Below are 24,261 nucleotides of genomic sequence, written 5' to 3' on the forward strand. Positions count from 1 at the left end.
GCTCCCTCGGAGCGCGCCCCGCCACGGGCCGGACCGTGACCCGGGATGCCGCCCGGGCCTCATGGGCACCCTGGCCCGGGGTTACTCGCCGGGGTGGGCGAGCTCGATGTCGTGGCCGTCGACACCGGGGCCCGTGACCGTCAGGGCGGTCGCCATGGGCGGGTAGCCGGTCGCGATGACGGTGTAGTCACCGCCGCTCAGGTCGGTGAAGGCGTACGCCCCGTCCGCGCCGGTGGTGGACGTGCCGACCACGTTGCCCGCCGCGTCGACCAGGGTCACCCTGGCGTCCGCGAGGGGACCGTGCGGGGCGCGGACGACGCCCTGGAGCCGCGCTCCGGCCTCCAGGTCGATCTCGACCCCGGTCACCCCGGTGCCGCCCACCTCGACCGGCAGCGCCCGCGGCCGGAACCCGGCGGCGTTCACCGCGACGGTCACCGCGCCCGGCACCAGCTCCACGAAGGAGAACTCGCCGCTCTCCCCGGTGGTCCCGGTGGCCAGCAGGTCGCCGCGCACATCGGTGACGATCACCATCGCGTCCTTCACCGGCAGCCCGGACCCGGCGGCCCGGACCACACCGCCCAGCCCGCTGGTGCCGCTGAGCAGGATGTCGTACGCGACCGGTTCGCCGCCCACGACCACGGTGGACGCCTGCGGCTGGAAGCCGTCGGCGGAGGCGATCAGGACGTACGAGCCCGCGCCCGGCGCGTCCACGGTGTAGGAGCCGTCGGCCTGCGCGACCGACCGGCCCAGCTGGCGGCCCGCCAGCGAGATCAGCGTGACCGCGGCCTGCGGCACCGGCGCGCTCTCGGCGCCCCGGACGAAGCCGTGCACCGGGATCCCGCCGCCGGCACCGGCGCCCGGCCCACCGGGCGCCACCGTGGCGACCGCGGTCGGCCGCAGCGTGCCCTCGGTACCGTTCCCGGCGCCCTCGGCGGGAGAGGCGGCCGTCGCCCAGCTCGGCACCCGCTCCCCGGCGGAGCCGGCCGCGGCCTCGGGAGACCGGGACTCGGCGACGACGGGGGCGGCGGCCGGGTCCACCGGCGCGGACTCGGCCTCGCCGGCCTGCGCCAGCGCGCCCTTGGTCCGCAGCGGGACCTCCTTGATGAACAGCGTGATCAGGAAGGCCACCGCCGCCAGCGCGGCGGCGATCAGGAAGATGTCGGCGATACCGTGCCCGTAGGCGCTCTCCATGACCGTGCGCAGCGGCTTGGGCAGCGCGTTCATGTCCGGGATGGAGTCGCTCGCGCCGGAGGAGGACAGGGCAGCCGCGTACTTCGGGCTGAGGTCGGACAGGCCGTCCTTGACGTAGTCGGTGATCCGGTGGGCCATCACCGCGCCGAGCGCGGAGACGCCGACCGCACCGCCGAGGGAGCGGAAGAAGGTGACCGTGGAGCTGGCCGAGCCGAGGTCGGCCGGTGACACCTGGTTCTGCGTGCACAGCACCAGGTTCTGCATCATCATGCCGATGCCGAGACCCAGCAGGGCCATGAAGACGGCCGTCTTCCAGTACTCCGTGTCGTAGCGGATGGTGCCGAGCAGGCCGAGACCCGCGGTCACCAGGACGCCACCGCTGACCAGCCAGCCCTTCCACCGTCCTGTCCGGGTGATGAACTGCCCGGAGACGGTGGAGGAGACGAACAGACCGCCGATCATCGGGATGGTCATGACGCCCGACATCGTCGGGGACTTGTCCCGGGCCAGCTGGAAGTACTGGCTGAAGAACACGGTGCCGCTGAACATCGCGATACCGACGAACAGGGACGCCAGCGACGCCAGCGTGATGGTGCGGTTGCGGAACAGCCGCAACGGGATGATCGGCTGGCTCGCCCTGGACTCGACGAGCACGAAGAGCAGGCCGAGGACGATCGCACCGGCGACCATCGCGTACGTCTGCCAGGACACCCAGTCGTACTTGTCACCGGCGAAGGTGACCCAGATCAGCAGCAGCGACACGGCGGCGGAGATCAGGAACGCGCCGCCCCAGTCGACCTTGACCTCCCGCTTCACCACGGGCAGGTGCAGGGTCTTCTGGAGGACGATCAGCGCGATGACCGCGAAGGGCACGCCGACGTAGAAGCACCAGCGCCAGCCCAGCCAGGAGGTGTCGGTGATGACACCGCCGAGCAGCGGGCCGCCGACGGTGGCCACGGCGAAGGTGGCGCCGAGGTAGCCGGAGTAACGGCCGCGCTCGCGGGGCGAGATCATCGCGGCCATGACGATCTGGGCGAGGGCGGACAGACCGCCGGTGCCTATGCCCTGCACCACACGGCAGGCGATCAGCATGGCCGGGTTCTGCGACAGCCCCGCGCAGGCCGAGGCCAGGACGAAGATGACGAGCGCTATCTGGACGAGCGCCTTCTTGCTGTAGAGGTCGGCGAGCTTGCCCCACAGGGGAGTGGCCGCGGTCATCGACAGCAGGGCGGCCGTGACCACCCAGGTGTAGGCGGACTGGCCGCCGCCGAGGTCACCGATGATGTGCGGCAGCGCGTTGGAGACGATCGTGGACGACAGGATCGCCACGAACATGCCGAGCAGCAGCCCGGAGAGCGCCTCCATGATCTGCCGGTGCGTCATCGGAGTGCTGCCGGGGGAGCCTCCTCCATGCTTGGCGTGGGCCCGCACACCGGCTGGTGTGGTCGTTGCCATGGGCTTCCTTTTTCTTACGTGCTTGCGGGTGTACGGGTGGTCTTGGGTGCAACGGGCGCGGGGATCCGGGCCGGAGCGGAACGGCAGTCGCCGAAGCTGGCGCGCAGGCGGGTCATCAGCCGGATCAGCTGGCCGACCTCGTCGTCGGTCCAGTCGCTCAGCCGCTCGCTGAGCAGGCGGGTGCTCCGCCGGGTCAGCTCGTCGAGCTCGTCCAGCCCGGCCGGTGTCAGGCGCAGGATGCGCGAACGCTTGTCCCCGGGGTCCTGGAGCCGCTCGATCCAGCCGCGCGCGGCGATGTGCGCGACGTGCCGGCTGGTCACCGACAGGTCCACGGCGAGCAGCTCGGCGAGCTTGCTCATGCGCATGTCCCCGTGGCGGCCGAGCAGGGTCAGCACGGCGGCCGAGCCGGCCGGGCAGTCGGGCGGCAGGATCCGCCCCATGTCCCGCTTCACAGCTCCGACGGCACTGAGCTGGCGCGCAAGCTCTTCGTACTGCGCCTGCTCGGCCATCGCACCTCCCGAATTCGTTGCTCTGGGCAACCGTAAAGGTCGTTGGTTGCCACAGGCAAACAAATCGGCCGACGAGGGCGCAAAAACTTGGCAAAGGCAAGTATTGGCGAATGTAAACCCGCAGGTGAGGTGCTGTCTGCCGGAGCGCCACGGCCGATGCGAGCCGACCGGCGTTCAGCCGCCCGTCGAGGTTCCCGCCGGGCGAGGTGCAAAGTGAGGTGCCAAGTGGGCTGCGGGGCCCCGAGCTTGGGCGGTGGCAGCGTTTTCGCTAGGGTCTCGGGCCATGGCTAACACCCAGGGCCCGCAGGGCAACCACGACCCCGCCGGCAGCACTCAGATGTTCCGCGCGTTCGTTGACGACGCGCCTCCCCAGAGCGCGCAGCAGCAGACCTCCTCCGGCCCGCGCATCGGCCTGATCGTCGGTGTCGTCGTCCTGGTGGCGGTCGTCGCGGCCGTCGCCTGGCTCGCGCTCAAGTAGGCGAACCACTCCTCAGCAAGGCGATCGGCAGGGCGCTCCGCTCTTTCCGGCCCCTTCCCTCTTTTCCGGTCCCTCCGGCTGTCCCGTCTCCGTCCACCGGCGCCCGCGCCCCCTCCTCCCCGTCGGCCTCCTTCTTCGCCGGCCCCGACGCCCCCGCGCGTGGCCGGGAAACGGCCCCCAGACAGACGACGGCCGCCGACGCGCCCGAACGGCGCCTCGGCGGCCGGAGCCGACGTCACCACGGCAGCGCGCCGTGGTGTCCGGCGCCCCGTCGTACGGAAGGCGCCGGACCCTGCGATCAGTCGTTGATGAGCCCCTCGCGCAGCTGTGACAGCGTCCGGGTGAGCAGCCGGGAGACGTGCATCTGCGAGATGCCGACCTCCTCGCCGATCTGCGACTGGGTCATGTTGGCGAAGAAGCGCAGCATGATGATCCGCCGCTCCCGGGGCGGCAGCTTGGCCAGCAGCGGCTTGAGCGACTCGCGGTACTCCACGCCCTCCAGCGCCGTGTCCTCGTAGCCGAGGCGGTCGGCCAGGGAGCCCTCGCCGCCGTCGTCCTCGGGAGTCGGGGAGTCCAGCGAGGAGGCGGTGTAGGCGTTGCCGACCGCGAGGCCGTCGACCACGTCCTCCTCCGACACGCCCAGCACGGTGGCCAGTTCCGTGACGGTCGGGGAGCGGTCGAGCTTCTGGGACAGCTCGTCGCTGGCCTTGGTGAGGGCCAGGCGTAGCTCCTGGAGGCGCCTGGGCACCCGCACCGACCACGAGGTGTCGCGGAAGAAGCGCTTGATCTCGCCCACGACCGTCGGCATCGCGAAGGTCGGGAACTCCACGCCCCGCTCGCAGTCGAAGCGGTCGATCGCCTTGATCAGGCCGATGGTGCCGACCTGGACGATGTCCTCCATCGGCTCGTTGCGCGAGCGGAAGCGGGCCGCGGCGTAACGGACCAGCGGGAGGTTGAGCTCGATCAGGGTGTCCCGGACGTAGACACGCTCGGGGCTGTCCTCGTCGAGTGCGGCGAGCCGCAGGAACAGGGAGCGGGACAGGGTGCGGGTGTCGATGGTCTCCGAGGCCGACGCGGCCGGAACAGCCGGGGCGGGAGCGGCCTCGAGGGCCGCCACGTCGTCGAGGGCGTCGAGCGGCTCGAGCGCCGGGGAGGGCGTCTCGCTCTTCGTGAGCGTCAGCACCTTGGAGCTGCCCTGGTCTGCGGACATGCCACCCCCTCTGGGTCGCGGGACGGTCGCGGCCACATTCTCTGACGAGGAGAACGCAGCCCTCACCTGAATACCGGAGCCGGAGCCACGGCAAACGCGCTTCCCGCAGAATGTCACATGTCGGCAACGCGCTGTAGGGACTTGTCGACAAGTCAGAACCGAATCGACCCTGGAAAGAAGGGGTCTGACGGCTTTTCAGCCCGAAGGTGTCGGGAACAGCCCTGGTGGGCGGTTCGCTCGTTCCGGTTATGCGTCGATCCTGTTTGCGGATCGCAATCGCTGGAAGCTACGCGCGAGTAGCCGGGACACGTGCATCTGGGAGACGCCGAGTTCCGCACTGATCTGCGACTGGGTCAGATTGCTGTAGTAGCGCAGCAGCAGGATCCGCTGTTCCCGTTCGGGAAGCTGGACGAGGAGGTGGCGGACCAGGTCGCGGTGCTCGACGCCGTCCAGGGCCGGGTCCTCGTAGCCGAGCCGGTCGAGGAGTCCGGGCAGCCCGTCGCCCTCCTGGGCCGCCTCCAGGGAGGTCGCGTGGTACGAGCGGCCGGCCTCGATGCAGGACAGCACCTCCTCCTCGGTGATGCGCAGCCGCTCGGCGATCTCGGCGGTCGTGGGGGAGCGGCCGAAGGCGGTCGTCAGGTCCTCGGTCGCGCTGTTGACCTGCACCCACAACTCGTGCAGCCGGCGCGGGACGTGGACCGTGCGGACGTTGTCGCGGAAGTAGCGCTTGATCTCGCCGACGACCGTCGGCATGGCGAAGGTCGGGAACTGCACGCCCCGGTCCGGGTCGAAGCGGTCGATGGCGTTGATGAGCCCGATGGTGCCGACCTGGACGACGTCCTCCATCGGCTCGTTGCGGGAGCGGAAGCGGGCGGCCGCGTAGCGCACGAGCGGCAGGTTCGCCTCGATGAGTGCCCCGCGCACGCGGGCGTGCTCGGACGTGCCGGGTTCAAGCTCCTTCAACTGGGTGAACAGCACCGCCGTGAGGGCCCGGGTGTCGGCACCGCGCCGCTTCTCCGGGGCCGGCGCCGGGGCCGGGGTCGTGGCCGGGTCTGTGGTCGCGTCTGTGGTCGGGGTCGGGGTCGGGGCCGTGGTTGTGGCCGGGGCGGCCGAAGTCGGGGCCGTGCCCGTGGTTGTGGCCGGGGCCGGAGCCGAGACGGGATCCTGGGGCGGCGCAGTCCTGGCCGACACGGTCAACGCCACCTCTTCGTCGATCAACTCATCCGTCAAAAGCGGTCATAGCATCACAAGACAGGTGCATCGTGTTCAAGCACCGCATATGCACGTGTTGAGGGATGAATTAGGGCATAAGAGACGGAAAAGCCCCGCACCGTTCCGATGCGGGGCTGAGCATGCAGCCGTACGGCCGTACGGCTGAGAGGTGACCGGCCGTCAGAACTCGTAGTCGGCGATCACCCAGGTGGCGAACTCGCGCCACCGGGCCACGCCCGCCTGGTGGGCCGGGTGCTCCAGGTACCGGCGCAGCGCGTCGGCGTCCTCGACGGCCGAGTTGATCGCGAAGTCGTAGGCGATGGGCCGGTCGCTTACGTTCCAGCCGCACTCCCAGAAGCGCAGGTCCTCGATCTGCCCGCCGAGGGCGCGGAAGGCCTCGGCTCCGGCGGTGACGCGCGGGTCGTCCCGCTCGACGCCTTCGTTCAGCTTGAAGAGGACCAGGTGGCGGATCATCATTCTCCTCCGTTGGCGGCCCACGTCATGAAGTCGCCTATCGCCTTGGCGGCGTCCGAGATGCCCTCGAACCCTATCTGGACGTAGCTCGCCGCCTTGGCGGGATCCGTGATGATCACATACAGCACGAAGACCACGAGTACATAGACGGCGATCTTCTTGGCGTTCATCGCCAACGCGGCCTCCCCCTGTAGGTGATGTCCCTGTCGCTGAGTTGCCTGTAGTCGGTACCGTCCGGGCCGAGCGTTGTCGATGATCGCACGAAGGGCCCCGTCCTGACGGACGGGGCCCTTCTCGAGCGGTAGCGGAGGGATTTGAACCCTCGGTGACTTGCGCCACACTCGCTTTCGAGGCGAGCTCCTTCGGCCGCTCGGACACGCTACCGAGGGAGACCTTACAGCAACCGGGCCGTGGTCCGAAATCCGTTTCCGTCCCGCCCCGGCGGCCGGGGCTCAGCGGCCGCGGAAGAAGTCGGTCAGCAGCGCGGCGCACTCCGTCGCGAGCACGCCCTCGATCACCTCGGGCCGGTGGTTGAGCCGCCGGTCCCGTACGACGTCCCACAGGGAGCCGGCGGCGCCCGCCTTCTCGTCGCGGGCCCCGTAGACCACCCGGTCCACCCGGGACAGCACGATCGCTCCGGCGCACATCGTGCACGGCTCCAGCGTGACCACCAGCGTGCAGCCCGACAGCCGCCACTGCCCGGTCCTCGCGGCGGCCCGCCGGATGGCGAGCACCTCCGCGTGGGCGGTCGGGTCGCCGGTGGCCTCCCGCTCGTTGTGGCCGACGCCGAGCACGGTCGTACCGTCGCCGGACAGCACGACCGCGCCGACGGGCACGTCCCCGCCCGGCAGGGCCTGCCCGGCCTCGTCCAGGGCGAGTCGCATGGCGGCCCGCCAGCGGTCGCGCACCGGGTCCGGGACGCCGGCCGGGTCCGGCGTCCCACCCGGGTCGGGCGCGTTCGGCCCGGTCAGCGGACGGTCTCCAGCACCTCCGAGGCGCCCAGGGCCTCGGCGATGGAGTTCAGCGCGTCCTCCGGGTCCAGGGTGCGCAGCTCCTTAGCGTCGACCCCGAGGTCGTCGAGGATCTCGCCGTCGCCCAGCGGGCTGTGCGTGATGGCTTCGGCGGACGACGACTCCTCGTCGTCGTCGGTGGACTCCGGTTCACCGTCCTCCGTGCCGTCGAGGTCGAGGGAGTCCAGGTCGGGGCCGTCGTCGCCGGGCTCCCGGCCGAGCAGTTCGTCGGTGAGCAGGATCTCGCCGTACGAACTACGGGCGGCGGCGGCCGCGTCGGAGACGTAGATACGAGGGTCGTCCTCGCCGTCCAGGCGGACCACGCCGAACCACGCGCCCTCCTGCTCGATCAGGACAAGCACCGTGTCGTCGTCGGTCGAGGCCTCCCGGGCCAGGTCGGCCAGGTCGGCCAGCGTCTCCACATCGTCGAGCTCTGTGTCGCTCGCTTCCCACCCGTCTTCGGTGCGCGCGAGCAGTGCGGCGAAGTACACCGTGACTCTCCCACTGGTCATAGGCGTGCCGGTTGGGGGTCCCCCCGGCGGAGGTTCTGGGCGGGGGAGCTGGGCTCCGAGCCCCACCCACTCGGAATCGTGGCAGAAACAAGGCCGTCAGGGGACGTCTTCGGCACCCTGTGTCCGGCGGTTTTGGTCGCACACCGGTAAAGGACTCACCAGCGCGCACGTTGCCGCCACCAGCGGATCGTACGCGGCTTTACCCCGGCGGCCACGTACACCCACCGGCTGTGGCGTCCGTGCGGGTGGAGGTGGCGTCCTACCAGCGGAACGTGCGCATGCGCATGGCGTGCCGCAGTCGGGCGGTCCTGGCGCGGCGGGGCTGGACGCGGTCGCGCAGGGCCCGGGCCTCGGCGAGGTCGCGCAGGAACCGGGCCCGGCGGCGGCGCCGCTCGGCGTCGGCATCCGCCGCGCCGGCCGTCTCGGGAAGGTCTGCCGTCTCGCGCCGCGCGCGCGGCGACGGGTCCTGGTCGGGTTCCCGTTCGCGATCAGGCATCGACTCACCACCCCGGTCCGTCCTTCCCACTTTCCCCCCGACGGCGGGTTTGACGCCACAGCAGCGCACGGTGGCGGGGGCGCGGCCCGGTCCGTCGGCCAGAGGGCGGCGGGCGGGCGGGCCGGATCGGGGCCCGATTACTCTTGGCCCATGCGTCTCCACGTCGTCGACCACCCGCTGGTCGCTCACAAGCTCACCACGCTGCGCGACCGCCGCACCGACTCCCCGACCTTCCGGCGGCTCGCCGACGAACTGGTCACCCTGCTCGCCTACGAGGCGACCCGCGACGTGCGCACCGAACAGGTCGACATCAACACGCCGGTCGCCCGGACCACCGGCGTCAAGCTCTCCCACCCGCGGCCCCTGGTGGTGCCGATCCTGCGGGCCGGGCTCGGCATGCTGGACGGCATGGTGCGGCTGCTGCCGACCGCCGAAGTGGGCTTCCTCGGCATGATCCGCAACGAGGAGACGCTTCAGGCCTCGACCTACGCCACGCGCATGCCGGAGGACCTCTCCGGCCGTCAGGTCTACGTCCTGGACCCGATGCTGGCCACCGGCGGCACGCTGGTCGCGGCCATCCAGGAGCTGATCAAGCGCGGCGCCGACGACGTGACCGCGGTCGTCCTGCTGGCCGCCCCCGAGGGCGTGGCCGTCATGGAACGCGACCTGGCGGGCACCCCGGTGACCGTGGTGACGGCCTCGGTCGACGAACGCCTCAACGAGCACGGCTACATCGTTCCGGGCCTCGGAGACGCGGGCGACCGGATGTACGGCGCCGCCGAGTAACCCGGTCCGTCGTCCGGCCCTCCGGCCGCCCCGCGGGACCACCCGCCACTGACCGGCCGCGGAACCTCAGCAGCCCTTCTTCGGGGCGGTCGCCGAGGGCTGCGGGGCGGTCAGGGCGGTCAGCGCCTCGGTGGCGGCCGCCTGCTGGGTCAGCGCCGTGAAGCCGGTGCCGATGATCAGGTCCACGTCGGTGCCCTTGCGGGTGTCCGTGCGACGCTCCGCCCCGGCGAGCTGGGTGCCGAGGACAGGCAGCGAGGTGTTCAGCGAGGAGGCCGGGCCGAGGAGCAGTCCGGCGCCCTTGATCTTCTTGTCGAACTCCTTGGTCGCGTTGCCCACCTGACCGATGCGGAAGCCGCGCTTCTTCAGTTCGTCCGCGGTCTGCTTGGCCAGGCCGCCGCGGGGCGTGGCGTTCAGGACGTTCACCGTGATCCGGCCCGGCTCGGGCAGCGCCCGGGCCGGGCTCGTCGCCGACGGGCTCGCCGCGGGCGACGCCTTGGCCGGGCAGTCTCCCCCGCCGGCCGCCGAGGCGGTCCCGCCGCCGGTGAAGACGTCGATGAGCTGCCACGTGCCCCAGCCGATCACGCCCAGCACCGCGACGGAGGCGACGGCGAGGAACACGAGCCTGCCGCGCCGCCGGGGCTTGCGCATCCGCGGGTATCTGTTCCCCGTGATCCGGTACTTCCCGCCCATGCCGGGGGGAGTCAGCATGCTCATGAGCGCAGCGTAGTGCGCGTGAGCGGTGATTCCTACTAGATGATCATTGGAGCGGCCCAGCAGAACCCGAAAGGTCCAAGCCGTTACCGATCGGGGGTCCGCACCGTGCACCGGACGGCGCACATCCGGGCGTGGATCCGGGCGCACGCGCCGGCTCAGGGGATCGGTTCACGGTCCCGGTTCACAGGCGTGGGCCTCGGCGCCCGGATGCTCAGTCCAGTTCCAGCACGCGCGCGTGCAGCACCTGGCGCTGCTGGAGCGCCGCGCGCACCGCGCGGTGGAGGCCGTCCTCCAGATACAGGTCGCCCTGCCACTTCACGACGTGCGCGAAGAGGTCGCCGTAGAACGTCGAGTCCTCCGCGAGGAGGGTCTCCAGGTCGAGCTGCTGCTTGGTGGTCACGAGCTGATCGAGGCGGACCGGGCGCGGCGCGACGTCCGCCCACTGCCGGGTGCTCTCCCGGCCGTGGTCGGGGTACGGCCGGCCGTTTCCGATGCGCTTGAAGATCACACGGAGAGCCTACCGGCCCAGACCTTGCGGGCGCAGCCCGGCCGCCGGAGTGCGGCGCTGGACATGCTGCAGCAAAACCGGGCGAACCGGGAACGGGGGGTGGAGGCGGCGGGGGCTTGAGGTGACGGGCGGTGGAACCGCACCCGGGCCGCGTGGCGCGGGAGTTCCCGCCGCCGGATGGTTGTGCACAGGCTGTGGACAGCGGGTCACACGGTACGGGGGACGCGTCGGGCGTGCTCGCGGACGCGGAAGGCGGTGACGATCTCGAAGATGCCGACCACCACCAGCCACCAGCCGCCGAGCACGATGAGCACCGCGGCCGACCGGAGCGGAGAGTCGATCAGCACGATCCCGGCGATGAAGGTGAGCACGCCGAGGAAGATCTGCCAGCCGCGCGCCGGCACGGTGCGGTCGTGGACGGCGGCGATCGTCAGGGTGATGCCGCGGATCAGCCAGCCGATGCCGATCCACAGCGCGAGCAGCAGGATCGACTGCGTGGCGCCGCGGAAGCACAGCAGGCCCAGCAGGATCGACAGGGCGCCGCTGACGAAGGCCAGCACGCGCAACGAGGTCGTCTTGTGGGTGCCGAACGCGGAGACCAACTGGAGCACGCCGCTGACCAGCAGGTAGATCCCGAAGAGGACTCCGGCGGCCAGCAGGGAGGCGCCCGGCCAGAGCAGTACCAGGATGCCGAGGACCAGGGCGGCCACACCGGTGGCGAGGACCGCCTGCCAGGCGGCGTGGGACAGGAAGTGCAGGGGCCCTTCCAGCGCCGGTTCGTGCTGTGGGGGCTGCGCTGCCCGCGGGTCCCGTGGGTCACGCGTGGCGTGGACGCGACGATCGTCGTATCCCGGGCCTTCGAGGCCGCTGGTCGGTGGTGGCTCGCTCATGGTCCATGCTGAAACCGGGCGTCCACGTACCGCCACCCGGGACCGGCCACTCGGCTGACGTGTTCGGATGGTCGCCCGCCGGTCGCCGGCTCCTCGCTCCGTGCCCGCCCCGCCCCCCGCCCCCGCGCCCAACTGGCCTTTTCTGCCGCGGAGGACGGCCTTCCCGCGGGATCCTCGGTGAGCAAAGCGCCGTCTTCGTCCGTACCCATCCAGAAGCCGGCGAGTTCCGTGGTTCCGAGGCAGTTCCAAGACAGTTCCAAGACGGGGAAGTGACGTGACCGGACGGCGACGATTTGGGGAGTTGGCGCTGCTCGGCGCGGTGCTGGTCCTGTTCCTCCTCGGCGGCGCCGGACCCGCCTCGGCCCACGCCGTCCTGCGGGGCGCGGACCCTGCCGACGGAACCGTGCTCAGGACGGCGCCCGGCACGATCACGCTGGCGTTCACCGAGTCCGTCAGCCTGCTCGACGACTCCTTCCGCCTGTTCGACCCCGAGGGGCGGCGGGTGCGCACGGGCGAGCCGCAGCACGCGCCGGGACGCCCGGACACGGCCCGGGTGGCGTTCCCGAACGGGCTGGGCGAAGGCACGTTCACCGTGGCGTGGCGGGTGGTGTCGGCGGACAGCCACCCCGTCTCGGGCGCCTTCACCTTCTCGGTGGGAAAGCCCTCCCCGACGACGGCCGCGATCAACACCGGCCCGGCCGAGAACCCCACGACCCGCGGCCTCCACGACCTCGCGCGCTACACCGCCTACGGCGCCGCGGCCCTGCTCGTCGGTACGGCGGCCTTCGTGCTGCTGTGCCGCCCGCCGGACGCGGGCCCGCTGCGCAAGCCGCTGGTGGCGGGCTGGTGGGCCCTGCTGGTCTCCACGCTGGCCCTACTGGTGCTGCGGGCGCCCTACGAGACCGGGACCGGTCCGGCGTCGGCCTTCGACCCCGCGGCTCTCTTCCGCACCCTGACCGGCCGCCCCGGTCTGGTGCTGCTGGCCCGCCTGGCCCTGCTCGCACCGGCGGCCGCCCTCCTGGTACGGCTGTTCCGGCGCCGGCCGTGGGAGAGGCCTTCGCACGCGACCCTGGCGGCGGGCGCCGCGCTGGCCCTCGCCCTGGCGCTGACGTGGGCGGGGTCCGAGCACGCCTCGGCCGGCATCCAGGTTCCGGTGGCGATGGCGTCGTCGGTGCTCCATCTGCTGGCGATGGCGGTCTGGCTGGGCGGCCTGACGGCCCTCCTGACCACGCTTCAGCACGCCACGACGGACGAGCCGGAGGCTCCACGCGGCGCGCCGGCGGCCCCGGACGGTGCCGGGGGGCTCGGTTCGTCGGACGGTGCTGGGGGCCCTGGTCCCGCTGTCGCCGACGCGGCCGCGACCGCCCAGGTCGATGGCCCGCGTCCCGCGGCGGCTGGTGTGGCGGCCGGGACGGCGGCCGGAGCCACGGCGCCATCCGCCGACGGTGCCGCGCTGACCGCGGCGGTGGCGCGCTTCTCCCGGATCGCCTTCGGCGCCGTCACCGTCCTCGTGGTCACCGGCGTCTACCAGTCCTGGCGCGGCCTCGGCTCCTGGACCGCCCTCACCGGCACGGCGTACGGCAGGCTGCTGCTGGTCAAACTCGTGCTGGTGGCACTGCTGCTGGCCGTGGCGGCCCGTTCCCGGCGCTGGACGGCACGGCTGGTGACGGCGGACGCGGAGCCGGCCGCACCCGAGGCCTGCCGCCGCGCTCTGCGCCGCTCGGTGCTGGCCGAAGTCGCCGTGGGCATCGCGGTCCTGGTCTTCACCACGGTGCTGACCGGCACCCTGCCCGGTCGCGCGGCCGCCGAGGCGGCCGAGGCCACGCCCGAGGGCGGGGTTCCGGGCGCCTCCGTCACGGTCATCCCGTTCGACGTCGGCACCCCGGGCGGCCACGGCAAGGTGCAGATCACCCTGGAACCGGGCCGCGTCGGCCAGAACGCGGTGGAGGCCGTGGTCTACGGCCCGGACGGCGGCCTGGCCGTCGTCCCCGAACTGCGCCTGTCCCTGTCCCTGCCCGCACAGAGGATCGGCCCCATCGACGCCGGGCTCACCAAAAGGGGCGGCTACTGGGGCACCGACTCCCTCAACCTCCCGATCCCCGGCACCTGGACCATGAAGGCGACGGTACGGGTGTCGGAAATCGACCAGGTGAGCGAGGAGCGGAAGGTCCAGATTCTGCGCTAGTGCCCACGGGACGCCCACCGGCGCGTCGTGTCTCTTCATTTGTACGGATGAGACATCCGATCGCACATATAGAGCTAATCAGGGAATTCCTTCACCCGTTTGCCGCGCATCCGGGGAAGTCGGACGGCGTTAGTCGGGATATGACTAAGGCAGCCAGGGAAGGATACTGGGGTCTGTTCGGGGGTCAGGAGCGAGAGGACCCGGTCGCCGCGCACGCGGTCGCACTGGGACCCTACACCTACCTTCCCGCCCCGGTGCATTCGTCGACCACCGTCAACGGCACCCTGACCAGGGGCGGTTTTCCGGTCGCACTCAAGGTGACGGAGCCCCTGCTGCGGGATTTCCTGGACGCGATGAGCACACTGGAAGCCGACCTCGCCCGCCGCTGGCTCGGTGCGGAGGGCCGGTCCCGTTTCTCCGCGGCGAAATAGCCGGCCGCGTAATGTACGACGAGCGTATCGATCATCTTTCCGGCCGTTCGGCTGACTATTCGAGTTATCCCGGTTACCCGACCCATCCTGACGGATACGAGGGGGCCGGCACCGGCCGGCACCGGGGTCCGGCGGAGTTCTTCACGTCTCCCCTGGAACCGCCGGACGCGGCGTGGGATCCCGCCGAGGAACTGGCCTTCATGCTCCAGGACGCGATGGAGGCGCACCGGGCGGACACGCCTCTCGCCCAGGACGAGGAACCGGTCCCCGAGCCCGCTCCGAACACGCCCCTGGAGAACCTCCAGGCGATCACGGCGGAACTGCCCCCCTTGAAGGAGGTCGCCCGAAGCCATCGAAAGGTCCGGGAACGCAAGCGTCCGAACGTCCTGCGGACCACCAGTCACCTCATCGCCGCGCTGGCCGCGGTGATCGCTTCTTCGGTGAGTTTCTTCGGCGGAATGGTTGCCTACGATCCCCTCCACGTCGTGGCCGTGGCCCGGATGCAGGACGGCATCGCGTCCTGGTGGCCGCTGCTGGTCTACGGTCCCTGGCTGGTGGCCTCGCTGTCCGTGCTGCGGGCCGCGCTGCACCAGCGCCGCGCCGTCCACTCCTGGAGCGTGGTGCTGATCTTCTCGTCCATCGCGATGCTCCTGTGCGTGTTGCAGGCACCGAGGACGATCGCGGACATCGCCGCGGCGGCCCTGCCGGCGCTGGCCTCCCTGGCCTGCTTCCAGCAGTTCGTACGCCAGATCACCCTGACCCGGCCGCCCCGGCGCACCACGCCCCGCCACCGCCATCCCCGCACCGAGACCCCGCCCATGTCCACCGCCCGCGACACCCGCCGCATCACGACGGCGGCGCGACCGGCCGGAGGCGTGGCACGCAAGAGGATCTGAGCCGATCGGCGCCCGGACCGGGCCCCACGGACGTGGTGCCGGGGTCACCATGGAGGTGGACGGAGTGTGGCGGACGCGAAGGAGGCCGCCATGGCAGCCGCGCACCTACCGGTGTCGCCCCTTGTGGTCAGGGCGACCGACGGCCGACGGGCCGAGCTGATACTCACCGGGGACATCGGGGCGAAAGCCCTGCGGCCACTGGAGGAAGGGCTCGCGGCCCCGCCGCTGAACGAGGCCGACGAGTGGGTCGTCGACGTGAGCGGGGCCACCCATCTCGACCTCGCGTGCGCCTACGCCCTGCTGCGGGTCGTCACGCGGTGGCCGGCGGCCGCGCTCACCATTCGCGGAGCCCGGGGCACCGTGCACCGGACCCTGCACCACGCCGGGCTCGACAGGGCCGCGGTGATGGAGGACTTAGGGGCGGCAGAAGGCTCAGGTGACTCAGGGGGGTCAGGGGCGATGTAGGGCTCCGGGGCCACGGGGCCAGGAGGGTTTCGTTCGCCGGCGGCGGGACCCCTGATCGGACGGATCCCGAATAGTTCGGTGACCGATGTAATCTGGGGGCATGGCTCCGGATACGACGCACACCCCGTCCCGCCCGCGCTGGCCCGCCGTGCTCACCGTGGAGCGGGCCCGCCCGGAGGGGATCCGGTCGCGGCCGAACGCCTGGCGGCTGGCCGTGGCCACGGTGTGCTTCGGGGCCTTCATGGGTCAGCTGGACGCGAGCATCGTGACGCTGACCTACGGCAGTCTGCGCACGGAGTTCGACGCCTCGCTCGCCGCGGTGGAATGGGTGTCGCTGGCGTATCTGCTGGCCCTGGTGGCGCTGCTGGTGCCGGCCGGGCGGCTCGCGGACGCCCACGGCCGCAAGCTGCTGTACCTGTACGGGTTCGCCGTCTTCACGCTGGCGTCCGCCGCCTGCGGACTGGCGCCCTCCCTGGCCGCGCTGGTGGGTTTCCGGGTGGCGCAGGCGGCCGGGGCGGCGCTGATGCAGGCCAACAGCGTCGCGCTGGTGACCACCAGCGCACCCCGCGGGCGGATGCGCAGCGCGCTCGGGGTGCAGGCCGCCGCACAGGCGCTGGGACTCGCCCTGGGACCGACGGTGGGTGGCGCGCTGGTGTCCACCATGGGCTGGCGCTGGGTGTTCTGGGTGAACGTGCCGGTCGGGGTGATCGCGCTGGTGAGCGGCCACTATCTGCTGCCGCGCACCAGGGCCCGTACGAAGGTCGTCCGCTTCGACTGGGCCGGGCTGGTACTGCTGGCCGTGGCGACGACGTGCGCGCTGCTCGGCGTGTCCGCGGCCTCCGGTCTGCCGGTGCCCGGCTGGAGCGTGGTCCTGCTGTTCGGCGTGGCGGCGTCGGCCGGCTGGGGCTTCGTCCGCCGTCAGCGGCGTACCGCCACGCCGCTGCTCGATCTCGCTCTGCTGCGGGTGCGCGCGGTCGCGTGGGGGCTGGTCGGAGCGCTCAGTGGTTACCTGGTGCTGTTCGGCCCGCTGGTGCTGGTGCCGGTCGTGCTGACCGCGCGGGGGGTCTCGGAGCTGACCGCGGGAGTGGTGCTGACCGCCCTGCCCGCCGGGTTCGCCCTCGGCGCCACCGGCGGTGACCGGCTGCTGCCACGCTCCTTCAGCGACCGTGGGCGGTGCCTGACCGGAACCGGCGTGTTCCTCCTCGCCACGGGCGGGCTCCTGGCCGTTCCCCTGACCATCGCCTGGCTGGTGCCGCTGCTGGCCCTGGTCGGCGTGGGGCTGGGGATGTTCACCCCGGCCAACAACGCCCTGATCATGGGCGCGATCCCGGCCCGTTCCTCCGGCACCGGGGGCGGCCTGGTCAACATGACCCGCGGTCTGGGCACCGCCCTGGGAGTGGCCCTGGTGACCCTTGCCCTGCATCTGGCGGCCGGCGGCGGGATCGAGGCCGGTGCCCGGTGGTCCGCGGCGATTCTGGTGGCGATGTCGGTCGTCGCCGTCGTCTCGGCCTGGCTGGGGCCGGACCGGGGCGAGTCCCGGCCGACCCGCCCTGGACTCGGGGCGTGAAACGGTGCGCCAGCCGACGGACAACCCGCGTGAGCCGGTGAACGGCCCGGAGGCCGAACCGACTGGAGGGCGTGGACGGGTGGAAGGGCGTGCGCGGTTGGGCGGGCGCGTACGGGCGGAAGGGCGTGCGCGGTCCGGAGGGCGCGTAGGGGCAGAAGGGCGGGCACGGTCAGGCGGGCGCGCATCGGCAGAAGGGTGGGTGCGGGGACCCGGCTACCCTTGCCGCATGTCCGAGCAGCCCCGTTCCGAGTTCCCCCTGCCCGGCCCCGCCGCCGAGGCGCCGGACGCCCGACTGCTCACCGAGGCTGTCACCCGCCTGCGCCGCGCCCTGCGGGCCTCGATCCGTACCGACTATCCGTGGGAGAAGCTGCCCATGGCCCAGGTCGAGCTGCTCCAGGTGCTCGGTGAGCACTCGCCCGCCCGGATCAGCGATCTCGCCGCCCGCCAGCGGCTCGCGCCGAGCACCGTCAGCGGACTGATCGGCCAGATGATCACCACGGGCCTGGTCGCGCGCGAGGTCGACTCCGCCGACCGCCGCGCCTCCGTCGTCACCCTCACCGACGCCGGACGCGACCAGCTCGCCGCGTGGACCGCCGCGCACGAACGCCGGATGGACGCCGCACTGGCCTCCCTGGGCGACTCCGATCGGGCCGCCATCGCCACAGCTCTGCCAGCCCTTTTCCAACTCGCCGAACAACTCGGTCAGTTGGAAGACGGCACGGCTGCGGGCTGACACGGCGAGGGCTCCCACCGGAATCCGGTCGGAGCCCCCTCATCGTGCTGGGTGCTCTTTCGTCCCGCCGGGTGCTTCGGTGTCAGGCGGTCGCGCAGACGGTCTCGATGAAGTGGCCCACCTGCGTCTCCGGCAGGCTGCGTGAGAGGTCCGACTCGCTGATCATGCCGACCAGGCGGTGGTTCTCGATGACGGGCAGCCTGCGGATCCGGTGTTCCTCCATGGTCCGCAGGACAGTGCCGCTGTCGGCGTTCGCGTCGATCGTGATCGGCTTGCCCTGCTCCAGCTCACCCGCGGTCATGGTCCGGGGGTCCTTCCGCATGGCGAGGCACTGCACCACGATGTCGCGGTCCGTGATGATCCCGTGGAGGCGGTCGTCGGGCCCGCAGATCGGCAGGGCTCCGACGTCCAGCTCCTTCATCCGGCGCGCCGCGTCCTCCAGCGTCTCGCTCTCCTGGACGCATGTGGCACCGGTGTGCATGATCTCCCGTGCAGTGGTCATGGCCGTCTCCTTCGAGCTTCGATGGCCGGCACGGAGAGAGCCAAGAGCCTGGCCCGCCCCGGCCAGTTCGGCATACCACCAGTGTCGGTTCTCCGGGTGCCCGCCGCATGCCGTGGAGTCCCGGCTGCCGCCTGAGACAGCACCTCACTCCAGGTGAGGAGTTTGCGCGTGTTTGTGGTAGTTCAATACCGTTGGTCGCGAGGTCAACCGACGTTTCGGGCAGGGCAGAGCGATGACCGTGAGTCCGTCTTCGCCACGGCCGGCCGCGCACCGGGCGCGGTCGCCCGTCCATCTGTCGTCGCTGGTGAAGCGCCCTGTGGTGGACCCGGGCGACCGGTCGCTCGGCCGGCTCTCCGACGTGATCGTCCGGTTGCGCGGGGCCGACTATCCGGTGGTGACCGGGCTCGTGGTCGGCGTGGGTGGCCGTGAGCTGTTCGTCCCGGTCGAGCAGGTGGCCGCTCTCGACGCCGAGGGCCTGGTGGAGCTCGAGAGCGCACGGCTGGACCTGCGGTCGTTCGAGCGGCGTGAGGGCGAGGTGCTGCTGCGGGCGGACGTGCTGGGCCACCGGCTGATCGATGTCGGCGAGGCACGCCTGGTGCGCGCGCAGGACGTGGAACTGGCCGAACGGGAAGGCCAGTGGCTGCTGTCGGGCGTGGACACGCACCGCCCGCACCGGCTGCTGGGGATCTTCGGGGACCGCTCGACGGGGCACGCGTGCCGCGACTGGAAGGCGTTCGAGCCGCTGATCGGCCACAGCCGCAGCGCGCTGGTCCGACGTCCCACGACCCGGATCCGGCGCCTTCGCCCGGCGGAGATCGCCGACCTGCTCGAGGACGCCTCCCGGGACGAGGAACGCGAGATCCTCGGCGACGTCCGGCAGGACCCGGAACTGGAGGCGGACGTCTTCGAGGAGTTGGAGGAGGACCGGGCCTCCCGCCTGCTCAACGCCCGCACCGACGAGGAGGTCGCCGCCGTCCTGGCGCGGATGCGGGCGGACGACGCGGCCGACGCCATCGACGATCTGCGGCAGGGCCGTCGCCGTACCGTGCTGGAGCTGCTGCCCGCCGGACAGCGCGCCAAGGTGCTGACCCTGATGGGGTTCAACCCCGACAGCGCCGGCGGTCTGATGGGGATGGACTTTCTGGCCCTGCCTCCGGACACCCCGGTGAGTGAGGCCGAGGCGGCGGTCAGGCGGGCGAGCCGGCTCCAACCGGAGGCGCTGACCAGCGTCTACACCGCCGACGAGGACGGACGGCTGCTCGGCTGGGTCCGGCTGGTCACCATTCTGCAGAGCGATCCAGGACTCCTGCTGGCCGAGGTGAGCGAGGCCGATCCCGTGCGCGTCGGCCCGGACACGGACCTGGTGGACGTCGCTCTGCTGATGACGGACTACAACCTCATCACCCTGCCGGTCGTGGACGACGAAGGCGTCCTGCTCGGCGTGATCACGGTCGACGACGTGCTGGAGGCGACGCTGCCGGAGGACTGGCGGCGCCGGGACGTGGCTCCGCCCCCCGACGCCCACCGCACCACCGAGGTCGGCAGCGCCGTGGTGGCCGGCGGTGCCACGGACCTGGACGAGCCCGAGGAGCCCTCACCATGAGGGAGCCCCGTCCCGAGCGTCGCCCACCGCAGCAGCCGCGGCCCGGCTCCCGCCCGGAGGACCGTCCGCCCGGGGGCGGTGGTCCTCCGGACGGTGGTCGGTCCGGGACCGGTGGTCCTCCGGAAGGCGGCCGGTCCGGATCCGGTGCCCGCCCCTCGGATCACCCCGGTGCGTCCGGTCCGCTCCCGGACGGGGCCCGGCCCGCGCCCGGCCCGCGCCCACAGGCGCAGGGCGGTGCGCACCCCGCAGCCCCGGGCGGGCCACCGGGCGTCGGCCCCGGCACCCCGGAACGCGCCACGACGCCTGAGCGTGCCACGCCGCCGGAACGCGACGGCGCCCCCCGGCCTTACGCCCGCCCCCGACCTCACCCCCGCCCTACAGCGGTACTGGACGAGGCCCACCTCGGCGACATCGAGGGAGCCCTGGGGCGTATCCGGCTGGAGGAGGCGGACTCCAGCCGGAGCCTGAAGCGGCGGCTGCTGACGTTCCTGGCGATCGTCGGCCCCGGCCTGATCGTGATGGTCGGCGACAACGACGCCGGCGGGATCTCCACGTACGCCCAGGCGGGCCAGAACTACGGCTACAGCCTGCTGTGGGTGCTCCTGCTCCTCATCCCCGTCCTCATCGTCAACCAGGAGATGGTGGTCCGGCTCGGCGCCGTCACCGGTGTCGGGCACGCCCGGCTGATCAACGAGCGCTTCGGCAGGTTCTGGGGCTGGTTCAGCGTCGGCGACCTGTTCGTGCTGAACTTCCTGACGATCGTCACCGAGTTCATCGGAGTCTCGCTCGCCCTGAGCTACCTCGGCGTCGACAAGTACATCGCCGTGCCCGTCGCCGCCCTCGCCCTGGTCGCGATCACCGCCACGGGCAGCTTCCGGCGCTGGGAACGCGCGATGCTCGCCTTCATCGCCGTCAGCCTGCTGCTGGTGCCGCTGGCGCTGATGAGCCACCCGCGCTACGGGGCGGCCGTCCACCACCTGGTCGTCCCCGGTGTGCAGGGCGGGGTCACCTCGGAGGCGGTCCTGCTGATCATCGCGATCGTCGGGACGACCGTCGCCCCCTGGCAGCTGTTCTTCCAGCAGTCCAACATCATCGACAAACGCATCACACCGCGGTTCGTCGGCCATGAGCGCGCGGACACCGTGCTGGGCTCCCTCGTCGTGATCGCAGGCGCCGTCGCCGTCGTCGTCGTGGCCGACTACGCGGTGAGCGGCACGAGCGCGGCCGGGCACTTCACCGACGCGCTGGGCGTCGCCGAGGCCCTGGGCGGGCACAGCCGCGTGCTGGGGGTGATGTTCGCCGTCGTGCTCCTGGACGCGTCGATCATCGGAGCCGCGGCGGTGACCCTGGCCACCAGCTACGCCTTCGGCGACGTCTTCCACCTGCGCCACTCCCTGCACCGCAGCTTCCGCGAGGCCAAGGCGTTCTACGGGACCTACGCCGGGATGGTCCTGGTCGCGGCCGCCGTCGTGCTGATCCCCGACGCGCCCCTCGGGCTGATCACGACCGCCGTCCAGGCCCTGGCGGGACTGCTGCTCCCCTCCGCGTCGGTCTTCCTGCTGCTGCTCTGCAACGACCGGTCGGTCCTCGGCCCCTGGGTCAATCCGCCCTGGCTCAACATGGTCGCGTCGACGATCATCGCGGTGCTCCTGACGCTGTCCGGAATCCTCGTCGCGACGACCCTGTTCCCGTCGCTGGACACCACCCGGGTCGCGCTGTGGCTCTCCGGTGTGCTGGTCGTGGGGCTGCTGAGCGCGGCCGTGGGGCTGCGCGTCGTCCGTGCCCGCCGAGGCCCGGCGGCCCTGGCCCCGCCCCCGAAGACCTCCCGTGCCGAACGCGAGAGCTGGCGCATGCCTCCGCTGGCCCTGCTGGAGCCGGTCGTCTGGTCCCCCGGGCTCAGACTCGGAATGTGCCTGCTGCGCGGGTACCTGGTGATCGCCGCGCTGCTGCTGGTGGTCAAGGCCGTCCAGATCGGCTGAGCCGGGTCGGGGTTCCCGGTCGGGGAGGTGGCCGGGGCCCGGACGCGGAGTGAGGATGGAGGGGTGAGGAAGGCCCTGCTGTGATCCTCTCCTACCCGCACCACGGCGATCGTGTGGTGGCCTATCTGCTGCCGGTGTGGACGAGGTTCCCCGCCGCCGACCGCGCGGGCGTGGCCGCTGCCGTGCTGGCCGTGGCGCTCGTCACCCTGATCGTCGGCACGAGGGTGCGGCGAGGGCGGGTTCGGCCCCGTCCGTCCGAACGCCCACGAGCCCGGACCGCCGAGCCGGTCGACACGTCGTGGTTCACGGCCCACGCCCTGGAAGGCTTCCCCGAGGAGGCGATCCGCGCCACTCTGAGGGCCCCGGCCGCGCCCTCCCGCGAACGCCTCTACGCCGCCTGGGTCCTCGCCACCCACACCCAGGGCACGGACGCCGTATGGCTGGAAAGGCACCTCGCCCTCCCCGCCGAAGCGGCCCACCTCATCGTGGCGGCCGCCGAATCCAGACGCGGTGGATCCCCGCCCCTGGAGGACAAGACCCCTGAATGAGCCGGCCCCAGCAAAAGCGAAGGCTCCGGCCGCGACGCGGCCGGAGCCTTCGTCGTCGCGGTGTCGCGCTCGAAACCCTGTCTGACCTGGCCGAAGACACTTTGGCTGAGAATCGGCCCGGGCATACAACCGTTGTCGCTTCCACGCTCGTGATGCACCTCACACCCTGACGTGCAAAACGTTGCGCAACCCTTTGAGTCTCCCAGCGATCTCCTGTGCGAATACGTTGATCACACCCGGTTCTGAGGTTCGCATGAAGCTTCGCCGCTACCTGGCTCTCGCTGCCGCTACGGCCGCCATCACGCCTGCTGTCCTTCTTGCGGCCCCGGCCGCTTTCGCGACAGAGGGCACCCCCGGCTCCTCCTCCAGCACCCCCGCCCCTGCCGACAGCGAGTCGGCTGCGTCGAGCGGGTCCGAGGACGGGTCCGACACCAAGACCGACGACGGGTCCGACACCAAGACCGACGACGGATCGGACACCAAGACCGACGACGGGTCCGACACCAAGACCGACGACGGATCGGACACCAAGACCGACGACGGGTCCGACACCAAGACCGACGACGGGTCCGGCTCGAAGGACGACGAGGGCACCACGCCCACCGACAAGGAGCCGGCCACTCCCAGCCCCAGCGCCTCGCCGTCCGAGACGCCGGGCCCGCAGATGTGCAACGACACCGACGACTACAAGCAGGACAAGAACCTGCGCACCAGCCTGTCCGGCCTGCCCTCGAAGATCGTCGCGGGCAGCGGATTCCACAACTTCAAGCTGAACGTCAAGAACTCCGGCAACAACACCTACAAGCGCGTCGACATGGGTGTGTTCGCGGCCCTGATCGACGACAAGAAGTACACGGACGAGTCGCGCTTCCTCACCCTGCAGTACCAGGACCCGACCACCGGCACGTGGCAGAACATCTCGGTGGACGTGAACGACGAGACCAGCGGCTACCTCGGTTACACCGATGTCCAGGCCAAGGAGTCCTTCTCCATCGACCTGCGGCTGAGCGTGGACAAGAAGGCCCCGGCCGGCCTGGGCTTCGCCATCTCCATCGGCATGTACGCCGATGACAAGGGCAACTGCGTCTTCGCCAGTGACGACGACTTCTACCAGTTCGACGTCCTCGCCGCCGGCGCGAACGCGGGCACCCCGGGCGACGCCAAGCCGCAGGGCGGCCGGAAGCCGCTGCCGGCCAAGCCCGCCGGGGACAACGAGATCGTCCCGCAGGGCCACCTCGCCGAGACCGGCTCCAGCTCGGTGCTGCCGGCGATCGCCCTGGCGGGCGGCGCCGCGGTCGCCGTCGGCGCGGGCGCCGTGTTCGTCGTGCGTCGCCGCAAGGCCGACACCGGCGCTGCCACGGCCTGATTCGCGTCCCTGACGCACTGAATCACGAGGGCCGCACCCGCACACGCGGGCGCGGCCCTTCGCCATCTGATCCGTAGGCGGGTGCAGCGGGAAGTGGTGATCTACCGGACCGTGAATTGGGCCGGGACCATGCGGTTGGCTGGTTGACGAGTGGGGGCGGACGATGAAGTTCTGGAGCAGCAAGAAGAAGCTGCCGACACCGACCGAGGATGCTGCCACGGCGGCTCGGCACGTTGAGCGCTGGTTTCGCAGCATGGATCCCGGCGCGGCGGCGGATCTCAGCCGTCGATGGCAACAGTCAGGGCGACTCGAGCCCGACGATGCTCGACGTTTCTCGGCCTGGTACTGGGAGCATGTCCGCCTCTACATGCTCAAGGTAACGACTGGCGAGGGGCCATCGACACGGCCCAGGCCGACTGGCGATCTCGAAGGCGTCAGGGGCGAGATTTCGTCGGTGGTTGAGGACAGCGGTGCATTGAGGCGTTGGTTGAAGGCTGAGGGATACGAGTGAAGGAGTGGTTTCCCCGGCAGGAACCAGACG

26 protein-coding genes and 1 tRNA gene are annotated in these 24,261 nt (G+C 71.5%); 13 read left to right on the plus strand and 14 right to left on the minus strand.

Annotated elements, in window-relative coordinates; all coding sequences use genetic code 11:
* Positions 1–81 precede the first annotated feature (81 nt).
* Both ACIHCX_RS18730 and ACIHCX_RS18735 read right to left on the minus strand, forming a co-directional pair.
* On the minus strand, positions 82–2,646 hold the full coding sequence (locus ACIHCX_RS18730) for an MFS transporter (protein WP_400030665.1): 2,565 nt from the start codon (positions 2,644–2,646) through the stop codon (positions 82–84).
* A gap of 14 nt (positions 2,647–2,660) precedes the next feature.
* Positions 2,661–3,155: a MarR family winged helix-turn-helix transcriptional regulator gene (locus ACIHCX_RS18735; RefSeq protein WP_400030668.1), complete on the minus strand. Its 495-nt coding sequence runs from the start codon at positions 3,153–3,155 to the stop codon at positions 2,661–2,663.
* 283 nt (positions 3,156–3,438) lie between these two features.
* Between ACIHCX_RS18735 and ACIHCX_RS18740 the strand changes: the two genes are divergently transcribed.
* The gene (locus ACIHCX_RS18740; protein ID WP_400030670.1) at positions 3,439–3,633 is read left to right on the plus strand and encodes a hypothetical protein; all 195 of its coding nucleotides are present in this window, start codon (positions 3,439–3,441) and stop codon (positions 3,631–3,633) included.
* Positions 3,634–3,931: 298 nt separating this feature from the next.
* Here ACIHCX_RS18740 and ACIHCX_RS18745 read toward each other — a convergent pair whose 3' ends face one another.
* From ACIHCX_RS18745 to ACIHCX_RS18780, 8 genes are all read right to left on the minus strand, one after another.
* Positions 3,932–4,843: an RNA polymerase sigma factor SigF gene (locus ACIHCX_RS18745; RefSeq protein ID WP_400030672.1), complete on the minus strand. Its 912-nt coding sequence runs from the start codon at positions 4,841–4,843 to the stop codon at positions 3,932–3,934.
* Positions 4,844–5,089: 246 nt separating this feature from the next.
* On the minus strand, positions 5,090–6,034 hold the full coding sequence (locus ACIHCX_RS18750) for an RNA polymerase sigma factor SigF (RefSeq protein WP_400030674.1): 945 nt from the start codon (positions 6,032–6,034) through the stop codon (positions 5,090–5,092).
* A 201-nt stretch (positions 6,035–6,235) separates the two neighbouring features.
* Positions 6,236–6,529 (minus strand): Dabb family protein, encoded by a 294-nt coding sequence (locus tag ACIHCX_RS18755; protein ID WP_400030831.1) that lies wholly within the window; start codon positions 6,527–6,529, stop codon positions 6,236–6,238.
* The gene (locus ACIHCX_RS18760; protein ID WP_400030845.1) at positions 6,529–6,699 is read right to left on the minus strand and encodes a hypothetical protein; all 171 of its coding nucleotides are present in this window, start codon (positions 6,697–6,699) and stop codon (positions 6,529–6,531) included. Before ACIHCX_RS18760 ends, ACIHCX_RS18755 begins: the two co-directional genes overlap by 1 nt.
* Positions 6,700–6,828: 129 nt before the next feature.
* Positions 6,829–6,913, minus strand: a tRNA-Ser gene (locus ACIHCX_RS18765).
* Positions 6,914–6,981: 68 nt separating this feature from the next.
* Entirely contained in the window at positions 6,982–7,413 is a 432-nt protein-coding gene (tadA, locus tag ACIHCX_RS18770; protein WP_400030676.1) for a tRNA adenosine(34) deaminase TadA, read from the minus strand.
* A gap of 83 nt (positions 7,414–7,496) precedes the next feature.
* A complete protein-coding gene (locus ACIHCX_RS18775) occupies positions 7,497–8,030 on the minus strand; it encodes a hypothetical protein (RefSeq protein ID WP_400030833.1) in 534 nt (177 codons plus the stop codon).
* A gap of 280 nt (positions 8,031–8,310) precedes the next feature.
* Positions 8,311–8,547: a hypothetical protein gene (locus tag ACIHCX_RS18780; protein ID WP_400030678.1), complete on the minus strand. Its 237-nt coding sequence runs from the start codon at positions 8,545–8,547 to the stop codon at positions 8,311–8,313.
* Positions 8,548–8,697: 150 nt separating this feature from the next.
* Between ACIHCX_RS18780 and upp the strand changes: the two genes are divergently transcribed.
* Positions 8,698–9,333 carry a uracil phosphoribosyltransferase gene (upp, locus tag ACIHCX_RS18785; protein ID WP_400030680.1) on the plus strand — a complete coding sequence of 212 codons (636 nt, stop codon included), beginning with the start codon at positions 8,698–8,700 and terminating at the stop codon, positions 9,331–9,333.
* Between the two features lie 66 nt (positions 9,334–9,399).
* Here the strand turns inward: upp and ACIHCX_RS18790 are convergent, their stop codons facing one another.
* The 3 genes from ACIHCX_RS18790 to ACIHCX_RS18800 form a co-directional block, all read right to left on the minus strand.
* Positions 9,400–10,023: a LytR C-terminal domain-containing protein gene (locus ACIHCX_RS18790; RefSeq protein ID WP_400030835.1), complete on the minus strand. Its 624-nt coding sequence runs from the start codon at positions 10,021–10,023 to the stop codon at positions 9,400–9,402.
* A gap of 235 nt (positions 10,024–10,258) precedes the next feature.
* Positions 10,259–10,555, minus strand: a complete 297-nt coding sequence (locus ACIHCX_RS18795; RefSeq protein ID WP_004943146.1) for a type II toxin-antitoxin system VapB family antitoxin — start codon at positions 10,553–10,555, stop codon at positions 10,259–10,261.
* Positions 10,556–10,761: 206 nt separating this feature from the next.
* Positions 10,762–11,445: an HdeD family acid-resistance protein gene (locus ACIHCX_RS18800; protein WP_400030682.1), complete on the minus strand. Its 684-nt coding sequence runs from the start codon at positions 11,443–11,445 to the stop codon at positions 10,762–10,764.
* 274 nt (positions 11,446–11,719) lie between these two features.
* On the opposite strand from ACIHCX_RS18800, the gene ACIHCX_RS18805 reads away from it, so the two are divergent.
* The 6 genes from ACIHCX_RS18805 (at position 11,720) to ACIHCX_RS18830 (ending at position 17,722) form a co-directional block, all read left to right on the plus strand.
* Positions 11,720–13,630: a copper resistance protein CopC gene (locus ACIHCX_RS18805; RefSeq protein WP_400030684.1), complete on the plus strand. Its 1,911-nt coding sequence runs from the start codon at positions 11,720–11,722 to the stop codon at positions 13,628–13,630.
* A gap of 140 nt (positions 13,631–13,770) precedes the next feature.
* Positions 13,771–14,061, plus strand: coding sequence for a hypothetical protein (locus ACIHCX_RS18810; RefSeq protein WP_400030686.1), 291 nt, complete (start codon positions 13,771–13,773; stop codon positions 14,059–14,061).
* Positions 14,062–14,072: 11 nt separating this feature from the next.
* Positions 14,073–14,957: a DUF2637 domain-containing protein gene (locus ACIHCX_RS18815; protein WP_400030688.1), complete on the plus strand. Its 885-nt coding sequence runs from the start codon at positions 14,073–14,075 to the stop codon at positions 14,955–14,957.
* Between the two features lie 90 nt (positions 14,958–15,047).
* On the plus strand, positions 15,048–15,422 hold the full coding sequence (locus ACIHCX_RS18820; RefSeq protein WP_400030690.1) for an STAS domain-containing protein: 375 nt from the start codon (positions 15,048–15,050) through the stop codon (positions 15,420–15,422).
* A gap of 148 nt (positions 15,423–15,570) precedes the next feature.
* A complete protein-coding gene (locus ACIHCX_RS18825) occupies positions 15,571–16,989 on the plus strand; it encodes an MFS transporter (protein ID WP_400030837.1) in 1,419 nt (472 codons plus the stop codon).
* A 226-nt stretch (positions 16,990–17,215) separates the two neighbouring features.
* The gene (locus ACIHCX_RS18830; RefSeq protein WP_400030692.1) at positions 17,216–17,722 is read left to right on the plus strand and encodes a MarR family winged helix-turn-helix transcriptional regulator; all 507 of its coding nucleotides are present in this window, start codon (positions 17,216–17,218) and stop codon (positions 17,720–17,722) included.
* Between the two features lie 82 nt (positions 17,723–17,804).
* Here ACIHCX_RS18830 and ACIHCX_RS18835 read toward each other — a convergent pair whose 3' ends face one another.
* Entirely contained in the window at positions 17,805–18,224 is a 420-nt protein-coding gene (locus ACIHCX_RS18835; protein WP_400030694.1) for a CBS domain-containing protein, read from the minus strand.
* Positions 18,225–18,462: 238 nt separating this feature from the next.
* Here ACIHCX_RS18835 and ACIHCX_RS18840 point away from each other — a divergent pair, with 238 nt between their 5' ends.
* The 5 genes from ACIHCX_RS18840 (at position 18,463) to ACIHCX_RS18860 (ending at position 24,231) form a co-directional block, all read left to right on the plus strand.
* The gene (locus ACIHCX_RS18840) at positions 18,463–19,827 is read left to right on the plus strand and encodes a magnesium transporter MgtE N-terminal domain-containing protein (protein ID WP_400030696.1); all 1,365 of its coding nucleotides are present in this window, start codon (positions 18,463–18,465) and stop codon (positions 19,825–19,827) included.
* Positions 19,824–21,806, plus strand: a complete 1,983-nt coding sequence (locus ACIHCX_RS18845; protein WP_400030698.1) for an NRAMP family divalent metal transporter — start codon at positions 19,824–19,826, stop codon at positions 21,804–21,806. The genes ACIHCX_RS18840 and ACIHCX_RS18845 overlap by 4 nt, the downstream gene beginning before the upstream one ends.
* Positions 21,807–21,886: 80 nt before the next feature.
* Positions 21,887–22,354 (plus strand): hypothetical protein, encoded by a 468-nt coding sequence (locus ACIHCX_RS18850; RefSeq protein WP_400030701.1) that lies wholly within the window; start codon positions 21,887–21,889, stop codon positions 22,352–22,354.
* A gap of 253 nt (positions 22,355–22,607) precedes the next feature.
* Positions 22,608–23,720 (plus strand): LAETG motif-containing sortase-dependent surface protein, encoded by a 1,113-nt coding sequence (locus ACIHCX_RS18855; protein WP_400030703.1) that lies wholly within the window; start codon positions 22,608–22,610, stop codon positions 23,718–23,720.
* Positions 23,721–23,883: 163 nt separating this feature from the next.
* Positions 23,884–24,231 carry a hypothetical protein gene (locus tag ACIHCX_RS18860; RefSeq protein WP_400030705.1) on the plus strand — a complete coding sequence of 116 codons (348 nt, stop codon included), beginning with the start codon at positions 23,884–23,886 and terminating at the stop codon, positions 24,229–24,231.
* The last annotated feature ends 30 nt before the right edge of the window (positions 24,232–24,261 follow it).

The organism is Streptomyces sp. NPDC052043, from assembly GCF_044548235.1.
In the GTDB taxonomy this organism is placed as follows: domain Bacteria; phylum Actinomycetota; class Actinomycetes; order Streptomycetales; family Streptomycetaceae; genus Streptomyces.

Coding starts and splice junctions, on each gene's coding strand:
- ACIHCX_RS18730 (WP_400030665.1), bottom strand. CDS start 2,646: ATGGCAACGACCACACCAGCCGGTGTGCGGGCCCACGCCAAGCATGGA.
- ACIHCX_RS18735 (WP_400030668.1), bottom strand. CDS start 3,155: ATGGCCGAGCAGGCGCAGTACGAAGAGCTTGCGCGCCAGCTCAGTGCC.
- ACIHCX_RS18740 (WP_400030670.1), top strand. CDS start 3,439: ATGGCTAACACCCAGGGCCCGCAGGGCAACCACGACCCCGCCGGCAGC.
- ACIHCX_RS18745 (WP_400030672.1), bottom strand. CDS start 4,843: ATGTCCGCAGACCAGGGCAGCTCCAAGGTGCTGACGCTCACGAAGAGC.
- ACIHCX_RS18755 (WP_400030831.1), bottom strand. CDS start 6,529: ATGATCCGCCACCTGGTCCTCTTCAAGCTGAACGAAGGCGTCGAGCGG.
- ACIHCX_RS18760 (WP_400030845.1), bottom strand. CDS start 6,699: ATGAACGCCAAGAAGATCGCCGTCTATGTACTCGTGGTCTTCGTGCTG.
- tadA (WP_400030676.1), bottom strand. CDS start 7,413: ATGCGACTCGCCCTGGACGAGGCCGGGCAGGCCCTGCCGGGCGGGGAC.
- ACIHCX_RS18780 (WP_400030678.1), bottom strand. CDS start 8,547: ATGCCTGATCGCGAACGGGAACCCGACCAGGACCCGTCGCCGCGCGCG.
- upp (WP_400030680.1), top strand. CDS start 8,698: ATGCGTCTCCACGTCGTCGACCACCCGCTGGTCGCTCACAAGCTCACC.
- ACIHCX_RS18790 (WP_400030835.1), bottom strand. CDS start 10,023: ATGGGCGGGAAGTACCGGATCACGGGGAACAGATACCCGCGGATGCGC.
- ACIHCX_RS18800 (WP_400030682.1), bottom strand. CDS start 11,445: ATGAGCGAGCCACCACCGACCAGCGGCCTCGAAGGCCCGGGATACGAC.
- ACIHCX_RS18810 (WP_400030686.1), top strand. CDS start 13,771: ATGACTAAGGCAGCCAGGGAAGGATACTGGGGTCTGTTCGGGGGTCAG.
- ACIHCX_RS18815 (WP_400030688.1), top strand. CDS start 14,073: ATGTACGACGAGCGTATCGATCATCTTTCCGGCCGTTCGGCTGACTAT.
- ACIHCX_RS18820 (WP_400030690.1), top strand. CDS start 15,048: ATGGCAGCCGCGCACCTACCGGTGTCGCCCCTTGTGGTCAGGGCGACC.
- ACIHCX_RS18830 (WP_400030692.1), top strand. CDS start 17,216: ATGTCCGAGCAGCCCCGTTCCGAGTTCCCCCTGCCCGGCCCCGCCGCC.
- ACIHCX_RS18835 (WP_400030694.1), bottom strand. CDS start 18,224: ATGACCACTGCACGGGAGATCATGCACACCGGTGCCACATGCGTCCAG.
- ACIHCX_RS18845 (WP_400030698.1), top strand. CDS start 19,824: ATGAGGGAGCCCCGTCCCGAGCGTCGCCCACCGCAGCAGCCGCGGCCC.
- ACIHCX_RS18855 (WP_400030703.1), top strand. CDS start 22,608: ATGAAGCTTCGCCGCTACCTGGCTCTCGCTGCCGCTACGGCCGCCATC.
- ACIHCX_RS18860 (WP_400030705.1), top strand. CDS start 23,884: ATGAAGTTCTGGAGCAGCAAGAAGAAGCTGCCGACACCGACCGAGGAT.